General features: G+C 51.4%; 1 pseudogene. It reads right to left on the reverse strand.

From position 1 onward, the window contains the following. Nucleotides 1–471 (reverse strand): annotated as a pseudogene (locus tag A3766_RS03370) (acetyl-CoA C-acetyltransferase); the annotation flags it as partial.

Genomic DNA, 471 nt, shown 5'->3' on the forward strand with positions numbered 1-471 from the left:
ATAACCTTTCTTGTCTGCAACTTCTTGTGCGAAAGAACCCATTAGACGACCTGTTTCAGCATCTTCCAAACCATCTAGGAACATGTGATCCATTGCTTGGTCACCGTGACCCATGCGGAAGCCCTTACGAGCCGTTGGCAAAATATAAGGAGCGTTAGACATAGACTCCATGCCGCCAGCAATCATTACATCGTTAGTGCCTGCCTTGATCGCATCGTGTGCCATCATCGCCGCTTTCATACCTGAACCACAAAGCTTGTTGATTGTGGTAGCACCCGTTGCATCAGGTAGGCCTGCTTGACGCATTGCCTGGCGAGCTGGGCCTTGCTTAAGACCGGCTGGCAATACGTTACCCATGATCACTTCTTGTACGTCTTCAGGCTTAAGGCCCGCACGCTCGACCGCTTCTTTGATAACGATGCTGCCTAGCTCAGGCGCAGGAACAGTAGACAGGCTACCTTGAAGACCACC

It is taken from the genome of Oleiphilus sp. HI0132, assembly GCF_001635845.1.